At 36.9% G+C, this 19,353-nt stretch carries 20 protein-coding genes; 5 read left to right on the top strand and 15 right to left on the bottom strand.

Features of this window, described 5'->3' with window-relative positions; translation table 11 throughout:
• Positions 1-213: 213 nt before the first annotated feature.
• On the top strand, positions 214-1,602 hold the full coding sequence (locus ACL9RH_RS02860) for a hypothetical protein (RefSeq protein WP_422691823.1): 1,389 nt from the start codon (positions 214-216) through the stop codon (positions 1,600-1,602).
• Positions 1,603-1,701: 99 nt separating this feature from the next.
• The gene (locus ACL9RH_RS02865) at positions 1,702-3,123 is read left to right on the top strand and encodes a tetratricopeptide repeat protein (RefSeq protein ID WP_422691824.1); all 1,422 of its coding nucleotides are present in this window, start codon (positions 1,702-1,704) and stop codon (positions 3,121-3,123) included.
• Positions 3,124-3,887: 764 nt separating this feature from the next.
• On the opposite strand, the gene ACL9RH_RS02870 is transcribed toward ACL9RH_RS02865, so the two are convergent.
• Together ACL9RH_RS02870 and ACL9RH_RS02875 are read right to left on the bottom strand one after the other, a co-directional pair.
• Entirely contained in the window at positions 3,888-5,063 is a 1,176-nt protein-coding gene (locus tag ACL9RH_RS02870; RefSeq protein ID WP_422691825.1) for an FAD-dependent oxidoreductase, read from the bottom strand.
• A gap of 27 nt (positions 5,064-5,090) precedes the next feature.
• Positions 5,091-5,846 (bottom strand): helix-turn-helix domain-containing protein, encoded by a 756-nt coding sequence (locus ACL9RH_RS02875; RefSeq protein ID WP_422691826.1) that lies wholly within the window; start codon positions 5,844-5,846, stop codon positions 5,091-5,093.
• A gap of 187 nt (positions 5,847-6,033) precedes the next feature.
• Between ACL9RH_RS02875 and ACL9RH_RS02880 the strand changes: the two genes are divergently transcribed.
• A complete protein-coding gene (locus tag ACL9RH_RS02880; RefSeq protein WP_422691828.1) occupies positions 6,034-6,183 on the top strand; it encodes a hypothetical protein in 150 nt (49 codons plus the stop codon).
• A gap of 140 nt (positions 6,184-6,323) precedes the next feature.
• On the opposite strand, the gene ACL9RH_RS02885 is transcribed toward ACL9RH_RS02880, so the two are convergent.
• The 9 genes from ACL9RH_RS02885 to ACL9RH_RS02925 form a co-directional block, all read right to left on the bottom strand.
• Positions 6,324-8,756, bottom strand: a complete 2,433-nt coding sequence (locus tag ACL9RH_RS02885) for a TonB-dependent siderophore receptor (protein ID WP_422691829.1) — start codon at positions 8,754-8,756, stop codon at positions 6,324-6,326.
• A 19-nt stretch (positions 8,757-8,775) separates the two neighbouring features.
• On the bottom strand, positions 8,776-9,297 hold the full coding sequence (locus tag ACL9RH_RS02890; protein WP_422691830.1) for a GNAT family N-acetyltransferase: 522 nt from the start codon (positions 9,295-9,297) through the stop codon (positions 8,776-8,778).
• A gap of 5 nt (positions 9,298-9,302) precedes the next feature.
• A complete protein-coding gene (locus ACL9RH_RS02895; RefSeq protein WP_422691831.1) occupies positions 9,303-10,073 on the bottom strand; it encodes an ABC transporter ATP-binding protein in 771 nt (256 codons plus the stop codon).
• On the bottom strand, positions 10,070-11,080 hold the full coding sequence (locus tag ACL9RH_RS02900) for a FecCD family ABC transporter permease (RefSeq protein ID WP_422691832.1): 1,011 nt from the start codon (positions 11,078-11,080) through the stop codon (positions 10,070-10,072). Before ACL9RH_RS02900 ends, ACL9RH_RS02895 begins: the two co-directional genes overlap by 4 nt.
• Positions 11,080-12,093 (bottom strand): ABC transporter substrate-binding protein, encoded by a 1,014-nt coding sequence (locus ACL9RH_RS02905; protein WP_422691833.1) that lies wholly within the window; start codon positions 12,091-12,093, stop codon positions 11,080-11,082. Before ACL9RH_RS02905 ends, ACL9RH_RS02900 begins: the two co-directional genes overlap by 1 nt.
• The gene (locus ACL9RH_RS02910) at positions 12,083-12,559 is read right to left on the bottom strand and encodes an urease accessory protein UreE (protein ID WP_422691834.1); all 477 of its coding nucleotides are present in this window, start codon (positions 12,557-12,559) and stop codon (positions 12,083-12,085) included. The genes ACL9RH_RS02905 and ACL9RH_RS02910 overlap by 11 nt, the downstream gene beginning before the upstream one ends.
• A 3-nt stretch (positions 12,560-12,562) precedes the next feature.
• Positions 12,563-13,279: a hydrogenase nickel incorporation protein HypB gene (gene hypB, locus ACL9RH_RS02915; RefSeq protein WP_422691835.1), complete on the bottom strand. Its 717-nt coding sequence runs from the start codon at positions 13,277-13,279 to the stop codon at positions 12,563-12,565.
• Positions 13,280-13,282: 3 nt separating this feature from the next.
• On the bottom strand, positions 13,283-13,636 hold the full coding sequence (locus ACL9RH_RS02920; RefSeq protein ID WP_422691836.1) for a hydrogenase maturation nickel metallochaperone HypA: 354 nt from the start codon (positions 13,634-13,636) through the stop codon (positions 13,283-13,285).
• A 119-nt stretch (positions 13,637-13,755) separates the two neighbouring features.
• Positions 13,756-14,118, bottom strand: a complete 363-nt coding sequence (locus ACL9RH_RS02925; RefSeq protein WP_422691837.1) for a hypothetical protein — start codon at positions 14,116-14,118, stop codon at positions 13,756-13,758.
• A 535-nt stretch (positions 14,119-14,653) separates the two neighbouring features.
• On the opposite strand from ACL9RH_RS02925, the gene ACL9RH_RS02930 reads away from it, so the two are divergent.
• Together ACL9RH_RS02930 and ACL9RH_RS02935 are read left to right on the top strand one after the other, a co-directional pair.
• Entirely contained in the window at positions 14,654-15,235 is a 582-nt protein-coding gene (locus ACL9RH_RS02930; protein ID WP_422691838.1) for a Crp/Fnr family transcriptional regulator, read from the top strand.
• A gap of 63 nt (positions 15,236-15,298) precedes the next feature.
• A complete protein-coding gene (locus ACL9RH_RS02935) occupies positions 15,299-16,234 on the top strand; it encodes a ketopantoate reductase family protein (RefSeq protein WP_422691840.1) in 936 nt (311 codons plus the stop codon).
• 99 nt (positions 16,235-16,333) lie between these two features.
• Here the strand turns inward: ACL9RH_RS02935 and ACL9RH_RS02940 are convergent, their stop codons facing one another.
• From ACL9RH_RS02940 to ACL9RH_RS02955, 4 genes are all read right to left on the bottom strand, one after another.
• A complete protein-coding gene (locus ACL9RH_RS02940) occupies positions 16,334-17,059 on the bottom strand; it encodes a hypothetical protein (protein ID WP_422691841.1) in 726 nt (241 codons plus the stop codon).
• A gap of 483 nt (positions 17,060-17,542) precedes the next feature.
• Complete coding sequence (locus ACL9RH_RS02945; protein WP_422691842.1) at positions 17,543-18,427, bottom strand: alpha/beta fold hydrolase; 885 nt, start codon at positions 18,425-18,427, stop codon at positions 17,543-17,545.
• Positions 18,428-18,539: 112 nt separating this feature from the next.
• Positions 18,540-18,890: a 4Fe-4S dicluster domain-containing protein gene (locus ACL9RH_RS02950; RefSeq protein WP_422691843.1), complete on the bottom strand. Its 351-nt coding sequence runs from the start codon at positions 18,888-18,890 to the stop codon at positions 18,540-18,542.
• A gap of 135 nt (positions 18,891-19,025) precedes the next feature.
• Complete coding sequence (locus ACL9RH_RS02955; RefSeq protein WP_422691844.1) at positions 19,026-19,349, bottom strand: 2Fe-2S iron-sulfur cluster-binding protein; 324 nt, start codon at positions 19,347-19,349, stop codon at positions 19,026-19,028.
• Positions 19,350-19,353 lie beyond the last annotated feature (4 nt).

Consider the following 19,353-nt stretch of genomic DNA (forward strand, 5'->3'; position numbering starts at 1 on the left):
TTATGTATATTTATATCATAGATTGTGAAAAACGACACCTTTGAAGCTCATATTTTGGGGTTTATTTTTTGATAATGTATAGGTAGGAATGTGAAAAAATACCTGTACCGCGATGATGAATAAAATATAATGATTATTAACAACACGGAAACATATTCAATTTTCATAAAGAGGTTGATCTGTATATTTTGTATAGGTTTGCTATTGTTTACAATGTCCTGTAGACAAGATTCTCAAAATAAACAAAGAGAAGATTTTGATGTTTCATTGAGTAAGAAAAATACAGAGCTACAACTTTCCGGGCAATATGAGGCACTTATCAGACTCAATATAGAATATCTGAAGAAAGCTGCCAAAATAAAATACAAAGAAGGAAAAGGTCTTTGCTACCTCAATATCGCAGGAGTGAATGTATCAGCCGGAAACTACGAAAAAGCACTGTTTTTCTTTAACAAAGCCTCAAAAGAGCTTCAGGACTCTGAAAATACCTACCATCAGGCAACATTTTATGACGATTACAGTCAGTATTACTCTCACCTCAAGCAGTATGATAAAGCTATAGATTGCAATAACAAAGCATTTATGTACTTAAGCAAAGCCAAAAAATCAAGTTTGAGTGCTAAGCTTCTTCCAAGACTGTACGTGAATAAAGGAATTTATTTTGCTTGGAAAGGGTGGTTGGGAACATCCTTAAAATCATTCATAAAAGGAAACAAACTTGAAAATTCAGCATATACGAATTGTATGGTGGGGCAATATTATTTGTTTACGCATCAGGCAAAAGCAGCAGAACCTTATATTGTAAAAGCCGATGAACTGATGCTGAGCTATAAAACAAGTGATGTGGAATCTCTCTGGGTATATTATACGATGGGTTACTATTACAGTGAGATCAATGATAATGAAAATGCAGAGAAAGCCCTTAAAAAAGCTCTGGAAATCAATATCAAAACCAGACGTACCTATTCTTCCCACATCAATGGCGTGTATAAATCTTTGGCAGAACTTTACAAGAAAAAGAATGATGGGGGCAAAGCCTACTATTACCTGAAAAAATACATGGAAGAAGAAAACCGTCTGGATGCTGCCAGGGTAGCGACGATGAATAAAGCCACAGAAGATTTTATTTCCGAAATTAAAAAAGATTCAGACTGGCATAAAAATGAACTTCCTTTATTTATTGCTTTGTCTACGGCAGCAATCACCATATCAGGGATTTACATTCAGAAAGTAATACAAAAGCAGAAAAATAAAAAAACAACCCTGAAACAGGAAACAGAACAACTAAAAGACCATGTTCAGAACAAGATACTACAGGAAGTGATAGAATTAGTCAGGAAAAATGATTCTTCATTCTTAATGAAATTCAAGGAATTAGACCCGGAATTTATCAATGCTCTTTTGAAAATCAATCCTGATCTTGAAAACTCAGAACTGGCATTTTGCGCAATGCTGAAACTGCATTTTTCTTCCAAGGAAATTGCGGAATATACTTTTGTACAACATAAATCTGTACAACAAAAAAAATATAGGATAAGAAAAAGACTGAATATCCCGGGAGAAGAAGATATTTATGAGTTTTTCGATCATTTGAAACGATGAATTGCTTCAAAAATTTTAAAAAAACATAATACCATTTAATACCGAAAACTAATTTTAAACCATAATTTATACCAACTAAGTCGAAATGGAGAAAGCATTATGACACGTATCTTTTTTTATGTTTTATTAATTATTTCAATTTCATGTAATCCGGATTCCAAGGACTATGAGAAAAGTTTTGATGTTACTTTGATGAAAAGTAACGAAGAGTTTAGGCTCGCTGGTGATTATGATTCTCTTGTCAGTCTTAACAAAAAATACTATAAAAAAGCAGACCAGCTTGGCTATGAAGATGGAAAAGCACTTTGCTATATCAACCTGGCAGAAGTCAATATCTCACTGGAAAATTACCAAAAAGCCCAGACGTTTTTTGAAGATGCAGAAAAGATATTGAGGCATTCGAAAAATAATGTTCATCAGGCTATATTCTATAATGTTTACGGTCGATTCAATATGGAACTGAAGAGACTGGACAAAGCCTTCCTGTATAATAAACAATCGCTGGATTATATAGAAAAAGAACAGAACCACGCTCTTAAAAATAATATCCTTTTTAATATTTATCTCAGACAGGCTACTTATCTCATCCAGAAAAAGCAGAAGAAAAAAGCCCTGGAGTTTTTCCAGAAGGCCAGAAAGCTAGATAATTCCGGGTTGGCAGATTGTGCGATAAGCGATTATATTTATATGTATAAAAATAAAGATTCTGCCTATAAATATATTACAAATGCTTACAGCAAAGCCAATGAGAGAGGCAAAGAAGATGGTATTGCACTCTACACCAATACCATTATGGGAGAATATTATATTGCGGATCAGCAATATGAAAAAGCAGAAGGATATCTTCATAAAGCATTGAAAATAAATGAGAAAACAAAACGTATTTATGCCTATTACGGTAAATATATTTATAACGATCTCAGAACCGTATACGATCATTTGGGTGACAAAGAAAAAGCCTATTATTATCTGAACGCTTATACCGAAGCCAAAAATAAGACCAATACCGCTTTATTGGCAACCATCAATCAGGATATGGAATCTTTCATTTCGGAAACCAAAAAAGATTCAGAAAAGCATAAAAACAATATCCAATGGGCTCTTATTTTTTTATTAGCAGGCTTTTCGATGCTGGGAATATATGCATGGAGAATTATCAGTTCATTAAAGAAAAGAAAAGCAGTCCTTAGAACAGAGGCTGAGAGTCTGAAAATCCAGATTAATGATAACACTCAAGATGAGATTATGGAGCTGGCAAAAAACAATGATCCACAATTTTTGATCCGTTTCAGAGAAGCTTATCCTAATTTTGTAGAGCAGCTTCTTAACATTAATCCAAGCCTTGAAAGTTCAGAACTCGCTTTTTGCGCCATGCTCAAACTTCATTTTACTTCTAAAGAAATTGCAAGCTATACTTTGGTTCAGCATAGAACCGTTCAGCAGAAGAAATACAGGATCAGAAAAAAACTGAATATTCCTACAGAAGTAGATATTTACCAATTTTTTGATGAATTGAATTAATTCAAAAAAAAAACTGTCCGATCATCACATCAGACAGTATTCGAAATATTCTCCTTTCACCACTCGTCATTTTGTAGTGGTCTTATATTCAAATTTGAAAATTTTTTGACAAAGTAGAAAAAATACGACTACTACACGGGTACTACATCTGAAATTTAATGGCTCAATATATTGATAATTAATTGATTATTGTTTGTGTTGAAAATTCTTAATTTCTTCAAGAGGAGAACCCAATTTTATTAATAAAATATATTCTGAGTTCAACTTAATTCAAATTATCAGCGTTGGAAATCTGGGAAAAAAGAAACGGAGAGTAGTTATTGAGTAGGCGATTTTTTTTAGATATTACCCAAAAGTGGCATGAATCATTTTAAGATAGCTGCTTAATGAACTTATGATGAGATTGAACAAATTTCACAGCCAAATATTTTTCATTCACTATTTTATAGAGTATAATTTTTACTATCGGATTTTATAGTTTTTTTATTATTGATATACAGTGTTTTATAAAAGTGCTGTATGAGTGTAGTAGGTGCTTTTTCATATTTTTAAAAATTTTAATCTACATTTAGACTGTATTAATTACGAAAATAAAATGAGCTCTCGTAGCAAATTAAAATTTTAAAAGTTGTGCTAAATATAATCAGAAACTAACACAATTTCTTCCGGGATCACGTTGAATGGGAGACATTTTTTAAGAGGGAAAAAGGCTGTTTCAAAAATTGAAACAGCCTTTTATGATGAATATATTGAAGTCTGTACATTTATTTTTCTTCCTGTTCTGCAGAATGTCCGTTGAAGAATTCCAGCATAGTTTCCAAAGCTTTTTCAGAATGCATGCGTTCTCCATTTTCAAGAGATTCCTGTGTTGCAATGGCTGCTCTTTTACGCATTTTTATCTCATAGGCGGTAATCGCTTCTTTCAACGTAGGATAATAAGTATCTGTTAAATATTCGCTGAGCTCAAGGGCATCGAGCATCGCCATATTAGCTCCTTCTCCTGCAAATGGTGGCATAACATGCGCGGCATCTCCCATCAGCGTTACATTCGGCATCGTTTCCCAGGTTTGATCCAAGGGCATATAATAAATAAGACGTGGGATAAAAGGAGTGGTTGCATTTTCAAAGAGTTCAGTCCAGATTTCGCTCCAGTCAGAATACTTTTCTTTAAACCATTCTAGAAGCTGTCTGGTATCTGAGAAATCTAGCCCACTGTCGGTAGGCCAATTTTCATCAGCTTTAAAACTGGCATAGAAACCCAGATCTCCATTGCCTTTCTGCCCAAGCAGTATATTCTTTGTATTTCCAAAAGCCATTATTTTACCCCCTTGAATCAAAGCATCAATATGGGGCGCGTTTTCTTTGGAAATATTTCCTTCCAGCATAATAACACCGGAATAAACAGGTTTATTATTCGTGAGATAAGGACGGACTTTAGAATTGGCCCCATCCGAAGCAATCACAAGATCTGCATAGGCTGATGTTCCGTTTTTAAAATGGAGAAGCCAACCTTCATCTTGGGGTTCCATAGATATAAAATGACTGTCCCATACCACCGTTTCAGGCTGTAGAGATCCCAGAAGCATATTTCTTAAAGGCCCACGGTCTATTTCGGGGCGAAAATGTTCGGCACCAAAATCTTCTTCAGGCTTTGTCTCGTGGTCACTGTAGAGAATTTCTCCCTTGTTATTCATAATCAGTGTTTTATCTGCTCCAGGACGAAAAGTATTTTTGAATTCATCCAGAAGTTCAGCTTTTCGTATAGCAGCCAATCCAGAATCTTCGTGCATATCAAGCGGAGAACCCTGTACACGTGCAAATTGATTACGATCTCTTTCATATACTTTTACAGTTGCGTTTTTCAATTGTAAAAGTCTTGCTAATGTAAGTCCGGCAGGACCTCCACCAACAATGGCTATTGATTTATTGTTTATCAACATTTTTAATTTAAATTTTACAGGACAAAATTACTTTCCCTTCAACACTGATAATAGTACAAATCGGTCGTTTTGATTTTTTGATAATTCTTTCGGTGCCACTCCCGAAAATTTTTTCACTTCTTTAATGAAATGATTCTGATCGGTATAATTAAGCTCAGGAAAAAGTTTACCCTGTGCAATGTGTTCCAATGAAGCTCTGAATCGTAAGATCGTTGAATAAGCCTTTAACGACAATCCCAGATGTTTGGTAAAATAACGGTTAATTTGTCGGCTACTCCAGCCAATATTCTCTGACAGTTCCTTTACACTCATCTCGCCTTTTGATGAATAGATCAATTCAAAAAGTCTGCGTTTTCTTTCGTCCAGGTTCGAAGGAAGGAGTTCTTTTATTTTCCCGGTAGCTTTTGTGCAGAATATTTCAAAATTTTGAATATCAGATAATTCAAAGCCCCAGAAGCCTTCCGGGAGATCTTTTCCTGTATTGAGGAGATCGGCAATAGATGTTTTTAAAATATATTCAACAGCAAGAGGTTTAAAACTGATAATAAAAGCATGAGCATGGGCTGGAATATATCTTTGCTCAGGATAAGTTTCCAGCCCGATAAGAGTAGCATGAAATGGCTCAGAGGGAGATTGCGAAAAGAAAAGATCAACCCTTCCATCAGGAATAATAACCACTTCTTTAGGTTCGTCCGACTGATTATAAAATGTTCCCAGATTTTCTACAAAATCAGCAATTATCTCATCTGGTTCTATAAAATTGAAGGTGAAATCATTGTGCATAATTATTGAGATTTATACCGTCTTACAAAAATAGTCAAACCACAGCAATCGGATTACTATGATCTGGAAAGATATATTTTTCATGAGCCTTTGCTTTGTATCAATATCAGATGGTGGAGGAAAAGTTTTCTTCCCATAAAGAGCAGATTACCAATCTCGAAAAAGCGGTATACTTCACTAAAAAACTTTGAAATATACCAGCGCAACCAATTATACAGACGTTTTAACTTCAGAACAAAGCCTTCCGAGTGCCAGACAGAATGCTGTTACAGATAAGCTCCAGCAGTTGCAGGCGATGGTTAATCTGTATGCGGCATTAGGAGGAGGCTGGAAGTAAATATTCTGTTGTGAAGTTAAATAAGAGATTAATTACATAGTTTTTATCATCATGGTATCAATTATTAGAACAATTAAGAATACAAAAAACCCGGACTGTTATCAAACGGTCCAGGTCTTAACAAGAGTAAAAAAAATAAATTAAAAAGAATATCCTACAGAAGCCATTACATTCCTTGGAGCTCCGGGGAAGGCGCGGGTATAATCAAACCCACCCAGGAAATAGTACTTGTCAAAAACGTTATTGACGTTTACTGACATTTTCATTTTTCCAATATGGTAATAAACGGCTGCATTAACGGTCGTATAGGAAGGCCATTCGCCCCAAAGTGCATTTCCGGCACTGTCTTTTCCAATGCTGTTGTCCATACGTCTTGTATCTACATAATAGACACCGGCCCCAAAACCAAGACCTTTTAAAGCGTGCGCTGAAAAGACATACTTCAACCACATACTTGCCATATTTTTAGGCGCCCCAGGTAAAGCCTGCCCTACTTCAGAAGCGATAGAAGAAGCTTTTACCTCTGTATCGTTATAGGTATAATTTGCCATCACCTGAAACTCCTTGGTAAGCTGACCGCGGATATCAAGTTCAACACCTTTTGAAACTGCATTTCCCGATTGTCTATACACTGGAAACCCAGTTGGGCTTATTTCTCCTGTAGCAATCAGCATATTTTTTCTTTCAATCTGGAAAAGAGAAAGATCCATCTGAAGCTGATTTTTGAAGAATCCGGTTTTAAGACCTGTTTCGATCTGAAAACTATGCTCGGCAGTGAAAGGCTTGTCGGCGCCATAATCCTGATAATTCTGGATGAAATTGGCCCCTACAGGAGCAAACCCTTGTGAATAACTTGCAAAATAATTGATCTTGTCATTGATCTGATACGTTAATCCAATTCGGGGTAACCATGCATTTTGGGTACCGCTGTAACGGGTGGTAGCGCTGCTTATTGTTTCAGAATAATAATGTTCGTGGCGAAGTCCCAGAATCAGTTTCAGCCTGTCAAAAGAGATCTGGTCCTGAACATAAATTCCGGTTGTTTTATAAGGACTTAAGAAAGGATAACTACCTTGTGGCAGCCATACATAATTGCTTAGATCATGAATTGTATAAGTAGGATTATTAAGATCAAATGTCAGCGGAACAATCTTTCCGTCGATCTTTTGTTGTCTTGCTTCACGCTGCTGATTGTTGCTGTCTCCTTCATACTGTGCATAATCTACTCCCGCAATGATATGATTTTCAATTGCCTTTCCGGTAAGGTCCCACTTAAAGTAAACTACCGAATTATCCGTATAATCCTTTCCATGACGATCGAAGAAACGCATATTCATAATCGTATTGTTAGGAGCATCTGCGTAACTGTTGAGAGTACGGTGCTCATTCACATCTTCCTGATAAATAGATTTCATGTAACTGGCATTCAACGACAGGTTATGAGTCAATCTCTGACTGAGTCTGGCACTGAATGACAATGTTTTGGTATTATAAAAATCTGATGGCTGGCTTAGGGTGAAAGAGCGGGGAAGAGCATAGAAATCATTATTTCTTAAACCCATTCCACGATCCAGATAGCCATGAAACTGATCATATACCAAATCGATATCCACTTGTGTTCCGTCGAAAGGTTTAAAAGTAAATGATGGCGCAATCATAAAGTTTTTCTGCTGATTGACATTTCTGAAGGTTTTGGTGTCTTCATATCCTGCATTCAAACGGTAAAGTACTTTCTTTTCCTTATCTAAAGGGCCCGTCAGATCAATGCTTGTACGGACTGTCTGAAAACTTCCAACAGAAAAATTAACAGATCCTTTTTGCTGATCCAAAGGTTTTTTAGTAACCATATTGATGGTTCCTCCAGGAGTAATGTCTCCAAATAATGAAGCTCCGGGGCCTTTTAAAACAGAAACACTCTCCAGGTTGATGGTTAAGGGAGAACGGTAATAACTGTTCCCGTAGCTATATCCTGAACGCAAGCCATTGACAAGACGGATTCCGGTCTCATAACCACTTTTAAAACCACGGATAATAAGATCATCATAAGAGGAAGCTGTAGTTACTCCCGCAAGATCCTGTGCTACTTCACGGGTGGTATATGCTTGCTTATCTTCCATAAATTCGCTGCTTACAATAGAAACCGATTGAGGCAGATCCTTCAGATTTCCCGAAAATTTACCTCCTAATTCTAAATTATTGGTGAGATAAGAATTATTTCTGCGCGCTGTGATCAGAACTTCCTGAATATTGGTGTGATTTTCTGCCAGTCGTATGGTTATTCCATTTTTATCATCATAGGAAAGAGAATCCAGGGTAATATTCGATTCTGAATATCCTTTGGCATTAATCATAAGTTGGGCCGGATATTGAATAGGAGTGTCAAACTGAAATTTCCCATCTTTACTCGTTATTGTTGAACTTCCCTGTTGGAGAGAAACGGTAGCGTTGGAGATTATTTTCCCCTCCTGATTCAGAACTTTTCCGAAAATAGAATGGGTTTCCTGTGCGGATAAGGCCAATGGAAGGAGGAGCATTATACCATTGATGCATAATGCTTTTTTAGTTGTGTTCATGTATTTTTCTGTGTATTATTTATTGTTGTGCTGGAATCATAAGTTCCATATGAAATGTAGGATAGGTTCCCTCATAACAGGATTTCATAAGTTCGAAACCCTGTTGTAACCAGTAATTATAAGCTCCCGGAAGGAATGGATGGGTATGAAGGTATAAACGCTTTATATTTTTTTGTTTGGCAATATTGGCAAGCTCCTGGAATAAACGGGTGGCAATACCGGTTCTTCTGTACTCCGGGTTCACGAATAGTCTGGCCACTTCTACAGTGGTTTCTTTATCAATATCAAGGTGGGGAAAACGGTAGTCATAAGGCATCATACCGATCGAACCAATCAGTTTTCCGTCTTTTGTTCGGGCCTGTAGGAATGCTCCCGTCAAAGACTGCAGATAGTTCTGCTCGAAATTAACCAGATCTTTAGGAATGATTAAAGGATCAAGTAAAGGAAACAGCTGCCGTCTGAATTCCATAACGTAAGGCAATACTTCGAAAACATGGTAATCTTCTACTAACGAAATCATTATTTCTTCACGATTTTTCATATATTTTACTTTAATAAAGGTGTAAATATTGGAGTTCCCTGGTTGTCCAGTCCCAGTAAAGGCAATTCATAAGTGTCTTCCAGAAGTTGATGTAATTCCTCTTTTTCCAAAGATTGAACGGCCACAAGATTGTGATTCTGCATGACGAAGAACTCGTCTCCAAAAAGAAAAGCCAGATTCGGGTCATGCATCACGCATAAAACCGTAGTACCTTCCTTTACCAATTGGCGTATTGCTTCCAAAACAGCGACCTGATAATGCAGATCCAAATGATTGGTTGGCTCATCCAACAGCAAGATGTCAGGTTTCTGAACCATTACCCTACACAGAAGAACCAATTGCCGTTCTCCGCCGGAAAGAGAAGTGTAAGGTTTATCTTTAAGGTGGTTTAAATTAAATTTCAACAGGATATTTTCCACTTCATTATAGTCCGATTTTTTAGGGGAAAATCTTGAAAATGAAGCTCTTCCCGTTAATATTACATCCAATACCGAAAAGGGAAAAGTCGTTTGATGAATTTGATTTAAAAAACCAAGACGAACAGGGGAAGAAGTTCCTATTTTAATTTTTCGTCGTTCTTTATCTCCAATCCACACATTTCCCTGGTAGTTTTTTTCAAGACCGGCAATGATTTTAAATAGGGTAGATTTACCGCTTCCGTTCCTTCCCAGGATGACAGACAGTTTTCCTTTGGGAAACTGAGCTCTTATATTCTGCAGCACCTCATGGTTTCCATAGCCGAAAGAAAGCTGTTCGATTGAAATAATTGAATTCATGAGTTCCAGTTTATAGCATTTCGACGCATTAAATAGATGAAAACCGGCGCTCCGATAATCATGGTAAAGACTCCGATCGGAATTTCAAAAGGCAATACGGTACGGGAAAAATCATCAATCAGGAGCAAAAAAGTTCCGCCGATACTGATGTTGGCCCATACTGTAATCTTATTATTAGGGCCAAAAATCATTCTGCTGATGTGAGGTACAATCAATCCGAACAGACTGATTACTCCTACCGCAGCCACCGCTGAAGCTGTGATCATTGTTGCTACTGCCATGAAGACCAGTTTTAATACAAAAGGGTTTACTCCCACAGCCATGGCTTCATGATCTCCTAATGCCAGAAGGTTTAGCTTCCAGCGGAATATAATGATGATCAATAATCCCGCAAGGATCGGGAACAATGCCGTATACACTTTCTGCCACGAAGCGGTATGAAGGTTTCCCATTGTCCATTGTACAATCGCCTGCAACTTATAAGGGTCGCTGAGGTATTGTAGTACAGTCAGTAAAGCAGTGAACACTCCTGAAACAATCATCCCTGCAAGAACCATGCTTACAATAGAGGTTTTGGCACCTGCATATGAAACCAGATAAGTGATTCCCACGGCTGCTACTCCAAAAATAAAGGCAGAAACATTTACGGCCATTACAGGAAACAACATAGCCAATGCTGCTCCGAAAGCAGAACCTGAAGAAATTCCTAATGTAAAAGGATCTACAATCGGATTTCTGAAAACAGCCTGTAGTACACCTCCCGCAGAAGCTAGTGAGGCACCTACCAGAAAAGTGAGGATAATTCGTGGCAAGCGGACCTGCCATAAAATAGTATGTAAACTTCCCTGTAATAAAGCCTGGTCTGTAGACAGACCTGTTTCCAGCGCAATATGATGAAAGAGTTCCCCCAGGCTGATATTCTGACTCGAACCTATAATGAGCGAAACGATGATCAGCAGTAGAGGAACTATAATCAGTAAAGATCCTTTTTTGATGGTATTTATCATCAGATCAGTCCTTTTTTACCATAGATGATCTCAAATGCCTTCGCTACATCCTGGTCCAGTTGTTCCTGGGTATATTCTGGCATGCACCAGTGACGAAGCTGTTTGGCAAACAGCATAAATTTTACCGTATGCGGGTCATAAGGAAAAGAAGGAGACATTACAAACACCTGTTTGTTTTTTACTGCAGGAAGTGCAGCCAATTCTTTAAGGCTGTATACATCAGATAATTTTGAGTTCCATAATACGATCAGATCAGGGTTCCATTTGTACATCGTTTCGGCACTGATATTGGGTGCTTCCACTGGAACCGGACAGGCATTTTGAGCTCCTGACAGGGTTATTGCCATATCAATAAGGCTTCCTTTTCCTGAAGTAGACATAATGCGTCCTTTAGACCATGCATAGTAGATCTTCTTAGGAGAACTGCTATGAGAAGATTTCATTTTGTTTACTTCCTGAGTAACATATTGAGTGATTTCTTCAGCTCGTTTTTGCTTTCCCAGAAGTTTCCCTACATTTTTAAGTTCATCCAGAATTTTTTCATCGTTTAAAGACGAGAAAGTAAAGACAGGAATTCCCAGGTTTTCAATTTGTGTGATATTATCTTCATCGGTACTGAATGTAAGGACCAGATCAGGTTTTAGCCCTACAATACTTTCTGCATTGCTGGACTGCCCTCCAAAAGTAGGGGTTGCGATGCTTTTATTTTTAATCCTGCTATCCAGTTTGGAAAGAAAACGGTAAGTGTCTTCCGTTTCATAAACCTGCTGTGGAATGCCGACAATTTTTTCTCCTGCCTGCAGCATATAAACATCATCTACAAGTGCATTATAGAGAATAACAATCCGCATAGCTTCATGAGGCAGCGTAATTTTTTTACCTCTGCTGTCTGTTGCTGTTACTTCTGTAGAAGCTGAAGTTTCTGTTGAAGGCGAATTCTTTGGTTTATTACAACTTTGTAAAACCAGTAGAATGGCAGAAAAAGTTGTAATGAATAGGGTTTTAATTTTCATGTGTTCTTTTTTGGACGAGATAACGTAATGATTGGGCAGATAAAAGTTGTGCATCCTTAAGCTCTAGACGGGGCCCATATTTCACCGATAGCTGCTCGTACAGCCGGCCGTCATAAGGGACCGCGAAATGTTGGTCTGAAATAACAAATACAGGAAGGTGTTGATTTCCTATGAAATAACAGAAATCTGCGGCTTCGGTATCATTTTGAGGAACAAAACATATGGTAAGGCAGGTTTTAAAATAGATCGTTGCAACTTGCTGTTCATGACTGTATAGCCGGTCTCCCTGCTGCCATTCTTTAAGATTTCCCAATCTGAGTTCTAAAACTGTCCCAGATCTGGTAACCCGGGTCAGTTTTTGTTTTTTATTTTCAAACCATTCGAGTTCCAGAATGTCAGGATGAGAATCATTCAGGTTTTCTCTTGGCTTTACTTCATCTATTACGATTGGCTGTAGTATTTCCATACATTACGCCTCTTGAGCAGCACTTTCTTTTTTCAGTTTTACCTTTTCTTTCAGCCAGTTGCACCATTCTTCAATACCGTCTCCGTTTAAGGTGCTGATGGTCATTACTTCAAGGTTAGGGTTTACTTCATGGGCATCTTTTGTTACCGCTTCTACAGAGAAAGGAACATAAGGAAGAAGATCTGCTTTGGAGACAAGCATCAATTCGCTGGTCAAGAACATGCGTGGATATTTTTTCGGTTTATCATCTCCTTCCGTAGAAGCCAGAAGAGTAACACGGTAATCTTCTCCAAGATCAAAAGCTGAAGGGCACAGAAGGTTTCCTACATTCTCGATGAATAAAAGGTCAATCCCTTCCAGATCGATATGATCCAAAGCCTGCAAAATCATCTGAGCCTCAATGTGGCACATTCCTCCGGTTACAATCTGAAGTGCATTGATTCCCACTTCGCGCATTCTGATGGCATCACGTTCGGTTTCCGGATCACCGACAAGAATCGAAATATTAAGATCCTGAGACAGACGCTTTCCTGTTTCCTGCATCAGGGTTGTTTTTCCTGATCCCGGAGAGGAGCATACATTGATGACACAAATGCCTTTTAAACGGTCTCTGATAGCTTTGGCTACAAAATCGTTGGCCTTTAATAAATGAAGAGTCGTGTTATCACATTGAACGGATCCTACACGGTTACCTAAACTTTTTGGGTTTGCTGTTGACATATTTTAATGATTTTTTTGTTTAAAAATTACTTTTGAAATAAAGAGTTCGTTACCCTGAACAATATTCGAAGAAGCCGTTCCGCAGTCGTCACAGACAAAGCGGTGGTACCTGACATTGAAGTCTTTCCTACACCGTTCACAGTGGGCAATAATATCATTTACCAGAACTTCAAGTTCCATTTCCTGATAATGGGGATGATCGGTAATAAATGCATCAAATGCATTCTGGATAAGGACAGGCTGTACATTGGAGAGGAGTCCTGCCGTTACCTGAACCTGTTGGATATCTTCAACTTTAGCATCATAATGCTCTTCCAAAGTGTCAAAAATATCCTTCACTATACTCAATTCATGCATAGCTTATATTTTTATAGGTGAAAACTGATTATCCGGTGTTTTTCAGATAACCTTTATGAGAAATTGGCTGCAACTTGTTTAAGAATACTATTTGCTGCCTGAATTATTATGGGAAAGGATCAGATTGTGATCTTTAAATTATGAAATAAAAGATACCGGGGAAGATGATAATCGTGTACAGACTCTGAAACACAATGTACTGTCGGTTTAGAATGGAATGATGTTCCCCAGAAAAATGTATTTTTTCCAAAAATAATAAAAGGGACATCCCAGAAAGTCTTATCGATATCAAAGTCGTTTTCTGTAAGAGAAGCAACAAATGAAACGTCATGCTGCTGAAGAGATTCAGAAACACTTACACCCACTTTATTTGGTGAAGAATATACATTGCCGATACTTTTTTTGCTGCTGACAAGTCCCAGTATTACAGTGAAAAACGGGATAAGCAGAAAAATAAGTGATATGTGGAAGGACTTCTTCATCGATACAGCAAATGTAGAACTTTTATCTGTTCATGTTCTAACCAAAAACCTCTTAAAAATGTTCAAAATCAGGATGAAATTTAAAATTTTTCGATAGAAATTAAATGATATTTATTAGAGGTAATTTGAAATTATGTATTTGAATATCATTGTTTTGTGTTCTTTTGTTTTTGTTCGTGCAATGGGATGCACTATTTCTATAATGTTAAAAATAATGACTTTACGATGCTGGAAAAGTAAAGGTTTTATCGAAAGTGAAAAAATCAGTTGTTCATGTTGAATACCGTTACGGTTTCCCATAACTGATAAAATGATTTTGTACTTAATGTTGATAAGTATATCGAAAAAATTTAAGTCTTTACATATTCATAGGGTAAAGACTTAACTTTTTTCACACATACCCATTCTGAGAGTAAGATGCATTCTCTTTCTTCAGACTTCCTACTCAATATTCTTATCTTTTCCCGGTTGTCATCTTTTTCAAAGAATTATCACTATTTTAGATCATTTAAACAGATTTATTATTCTATTATTAATGGATAAATCATTACTTAATACCTATTTTCACTCGTTATTCAGCATTAAAGATGAGGTGGTTGAAAAGATAACGGAAACATTCGGACATTTTGAGTTGAAAGCCAACGCCGTGCTGCTGGACAAAGACGTTATCAGTACCAAAACATTCTTTTTGGAGAAAGGATATGTAAGATCTTATATCATCAACGAAGATAATGAGGAAATTACCACTCATATTTATGCGGCGCCGTGTTTTGTGAATGATTTTTTATCCTTTTTCAGACAGCAGCCTGCCAAGGAAGTGTATCAAACCGTTACCGACTGTGTTTTCTGGGAAACAGGTCTGGAAAATGTTCAGCATAATTTTCATAATATCCCTGAATTCAGAGAATTCAGCAGACTTCTTTTTGTTCTCAATTATTATAATATTCACGACCGGCTGATTGAAATGGCCAGTCAAAAAGCTTCCACAAGATATGCCAATCTGATGAAGAAAGACCCGGATATATTCCGCCACGTTCCTCTGAAAATCATTGCGTCCTATCTGGGAATTAAAGACAGCTCTCTGAGCCGGATAAGACGGGAGATCCATAAAATATAATTTCTTTTCATTTGTCAAGTGATCATTTGATATTTCTCATTCATCTTTGTCAAAAATAATTTCATGAACAAAAAACATATTGTCGTTGTAGGATTAGGGGGAGTAGGAGGATATTTTGGATTTAAAATAAATCAGACCAATGAAGTTTCCGAAAAATATACAATCTCTTTCGTAGCCAGAGGAGAAACTTATAATAAAGTAAAAGAAAACGGCCTCATTCTTCTGTCTCCGGAGCATCCTAATGACAGAACTTATCCCAATGTTATAGCAGAACACATCGCAGAGATCAAAAATCCTGACCTGGTTCTCATCTGTGTAAAAGAATATGATTTGGAAAATGTATGCAGACAGCTTTCAGAAGTGATTGATACGGATACTGTTTTGCTTCCGATGATGAATGGAGCTGATATTTATGACAGAATTCGAAAAGTAATACCAAAAAATACCATATTACCTACCTGTATCTATGTTGCTTCCCACATTAAGAACAGAGGAACGGTAGAACATAAAGGAAAAGCCGGAAAAATGATTGTCGGGAGAGATCCTCAGAATTTTTCGGTAGATGTAAACTGGATTACAGATATGCTTGCTGAAAGTAAAATTGATTTTGATTTTAAAGAGAATTCACTGTCGGATATCTGGACCAAATTTTTCTTTATTGCAAGTTTCGGATTGGTAACTGCAAAGCACAATTCTTCCATAGGAACCGTTTGTGCAGATCAAGAACAGAAGCATCAAGCCACAGAAATTATGAAAGAAATGAAGGTCATTGCAGACAGAAAAGGAATTAAGCTGGAAGAAGATATCATTGAGAAAACCTTTGAAAAAGCGGCTACATTTCCTTTTGAAACCCCAACCTCGTTACAGCTTGATATTAATTCGGGAAAAAAAGAGAACGAACTGGAACTGTTTGCAGGAGCTATTTTGCAGTATGCCAAAGAGTTGGATGTGGAAGCTCCTTTTACTCAAAAAATATACAGCGAATTGAAAGGAGAATAAGCTTTGGCTGATCAATAAAGTCAATAAATGATAGAATTTCGGCGGGCTGAAAGCCCGCCGAAATTGAAATATAATATTCTTTAAGATCTTCTGATGAGGTTACTTTAAATCATCAAATTCAATATAAATCTGCTGAGAGTTAGTAATGTTCAGTTTTTCGCCATTTAATAACAGTCCTGATTCCTTTTTCAAATATGTTTTCTTATAATCAAAATCCGGAAGTTGAATCTCAACAACCTTTCCTTTCTTCAATGAATCAAGAACTGTAGTGTTTTTTGTCTGTGTGCTTAGCAATTGATCAAAATCCGGTTGGGCTTTGATGGAATGGGCTATAAACTGTTCATTCTGATCTCCAAATAGTAAATAAGTGGGAAGCTTGTCCTTTGTTGCTAAAGGATTTAATTTTTTAAAATAAAGGATTTTATCAATATGTACTTCGATGTTTTTCAAAATTTCGACTCCACCACGTTCAAAATGACCTCTATAAATATTTCCCTTAAACGATTTTCTACTTTCAAGAATTTCCGGCAAAACAAAAACTTCTGGCTCTAAGGTATATACTTTCTCGTCAGGATGACCGATCCGATCTTTAATATAGGCTACTTTGTCTTTATCGTTAATGCTTAACTGTAATAATACCTGATAATCGTGCGGACTGTGAAACATGGGTAAATGAGAACCATAGAGGGAACTATTGCCAAGCAGTAGCATACCATGTACAGAAGGGCGGTCCATTTTGTGTTCCTGAGCTTTCAGCGAATCAATGCTTAAAAAGAATAAGAACATGCTGAGTGCATAAATAATAAAATGTCTGTAATTGTTCATTTATATCTCGATGATATCAGTTAATATTAAATTGTATAGGACAGTATCCTTTTTGATCTTTTTGAATATGTTCTCTTTATTAAGATAATCCAGAGTCTTTTTTCATGGAGAAATCTTCCTTCTTATATATAAAAAAATCAAATAATCCGGTTGGCAAATTTATAAAATAAAACACAATACTGAGCTTTGTGATCATTTTTGAATCCTCTTAAGATCATAGCCAAATTGTGTTTAATGATCAATGAGTTGAATAATCTTGAGAAAAGTCTTTCTTCTTTTGTTATTGTTTGAAAAGATAAAACGTATCGTTCTATTTCTTTGATTACATATTTTTGGAAAATTGATGATCTAAACGTTCTAAACATCGGTTTATGAATGAAAAAAAACGGATTCACACCCGTCTTTTCTGTTGATTAGAAATATAAATATAAAATTGACAAAGGCTACACCTATCATACAGACTTGGTAAGACCCTTTTTATGATTAAAATTCACGATCCCGGTCTTGGATGGTTCTGAATTTTGTGTTGAAAAAAGTATCCGCTTTTGTATTAAACTCATCTGTATACACAATTAATGTACTGTGCCCGGAATTGGGCAAAATCCACAAATTGGCTTTGGGAATATTTCTGAAAATTTCCAGGGTATGCTCCGGTTTTATAACATCATGATCTCCGCCGATCACCAAAACAGGAATGCTAATTCGATGTAGCTCTTTTGGATTAATATTGGGCTGTTCACTCAATAATCTTTTATATTTGAGAACTTGATAATCCAGATCTGTTTTGTCCTTTTTGGTGGCAAACTGATCTTTGAATTTCGTATAATTAGCATTTACTCTTTTGAAAACATCCTTCTGCACTGCAGAAGAATCAGGTCGTAGATTAGCCCCTGTTACAATAAGTTTTTTTACCTTTTCCGGGTGTCTCATACTCAACAGAAGTCCGTTGATTCCTCCATCACTCCAGCCAATAACCATTGCGGAATCAATCTTCATTTTGTGCAGAAGCTCTGCATAATCATCGGCCATTATTTCATAGGTGAGCGCATCTCCTTTGTCTATTGATTTTCCATGCGATCTGCTGTCGGCAACAATCACTTTGTATTTTTTTGAAAAAAAAGGGATTTGTTTGGAAAAATCTACAATCGAGCCACCGTTTCCGTGGATGAGAAGCAAAGGCTGGCCCTGGCCATAGGTTTCACAATACATCCTGATTCCATTAACGTCGTAATATTTTCCGGCTTTAGGATTGTTGCCATAGTTGGATTTTTCTATCAGTCGGACATATTCGTTTTTAATTTTCTGAACATCTGTCTGACTCAATAAGAAAACAGGCAGCAACACGAGAAAAAGTAATATCGGTTTCATAATTTATAATAGGGTGTTTAAATTATTAATGATATTTTATTTCCCGATAAGTATGGAAAATTGAATTATTGTTACAAATAATTAGTGGGTTGTACTTAATGTGTAATAGTTTTTAAGTTTCATGCATGAATTTCTGACGATTTAATAATGTTTCTTCACTTTCCCGGTGATCAGGATCATCTACACAGCAGTCTACAGGACATACTGCCTTACATTGAGGTTCTTCATGGAAACCTTTACATTCCGTACATTTTCCTGAAACAATGTAATAAACATCATCAGAAATGGCTGGATTATAGGCATTAGCGTCTGCTTCTGTGCCGTCCGGAAAAGTTATAGACCCGGAAAGCTTTGTTTTATCCTTCCAGCGCCAGTCGATCGCTCCTTCATAAATGGCAGAATTGGGGCATTCGGGTTCACAGGCACCACAATTGATGCAGTCATCTGTTATTTTTATAGCCATATTATTTGTTTTTTCAATTGTTTTAAAAAGGGACTTCTTCAGTTGGATACTGCAGAAATCCCTACTCAACTTAATTAAAGCAGTTTCAACAATTTAGATATATCATAAACTGTGCAAACTTTTATTTTTAATCTGTTAATCTGCAACAATTTGTACAGAAATTCCATCCATCTGATGGGTAAGGTAGATCTGGCAGGCTAACCTGCTGGTTTCTTTTGTGTTGAAAAGTTCGGAGAGAAGGGCTTCTTCAACCTCATTTTTTTCAGACAGCACCTCATTTTCATCGGGAATATAACAATGACAGGTGGCACACATGGCCATTCCTCCGCACATGGCTTCCATGGGCAGATCATAGGCCTTGCAGATATCTTTTAAGGTAAGTCCCATATCTGTAGGGCAGATCAGTGGATGTTTGTTTCCTTCCTGATCCGTTACGATGATTGTAATTTCATTCTTCATAGGA

Source organism: Chryseobacterium sp. Mn2064 (genome assembly GCF_049319685.1).
In the GTDB taxonomy this organism is placed as follows: Bacteria; Bacteroidota; Bacteroidia; order Flavobacteriales; family Weeksellaceae; genus Chryseobacterium.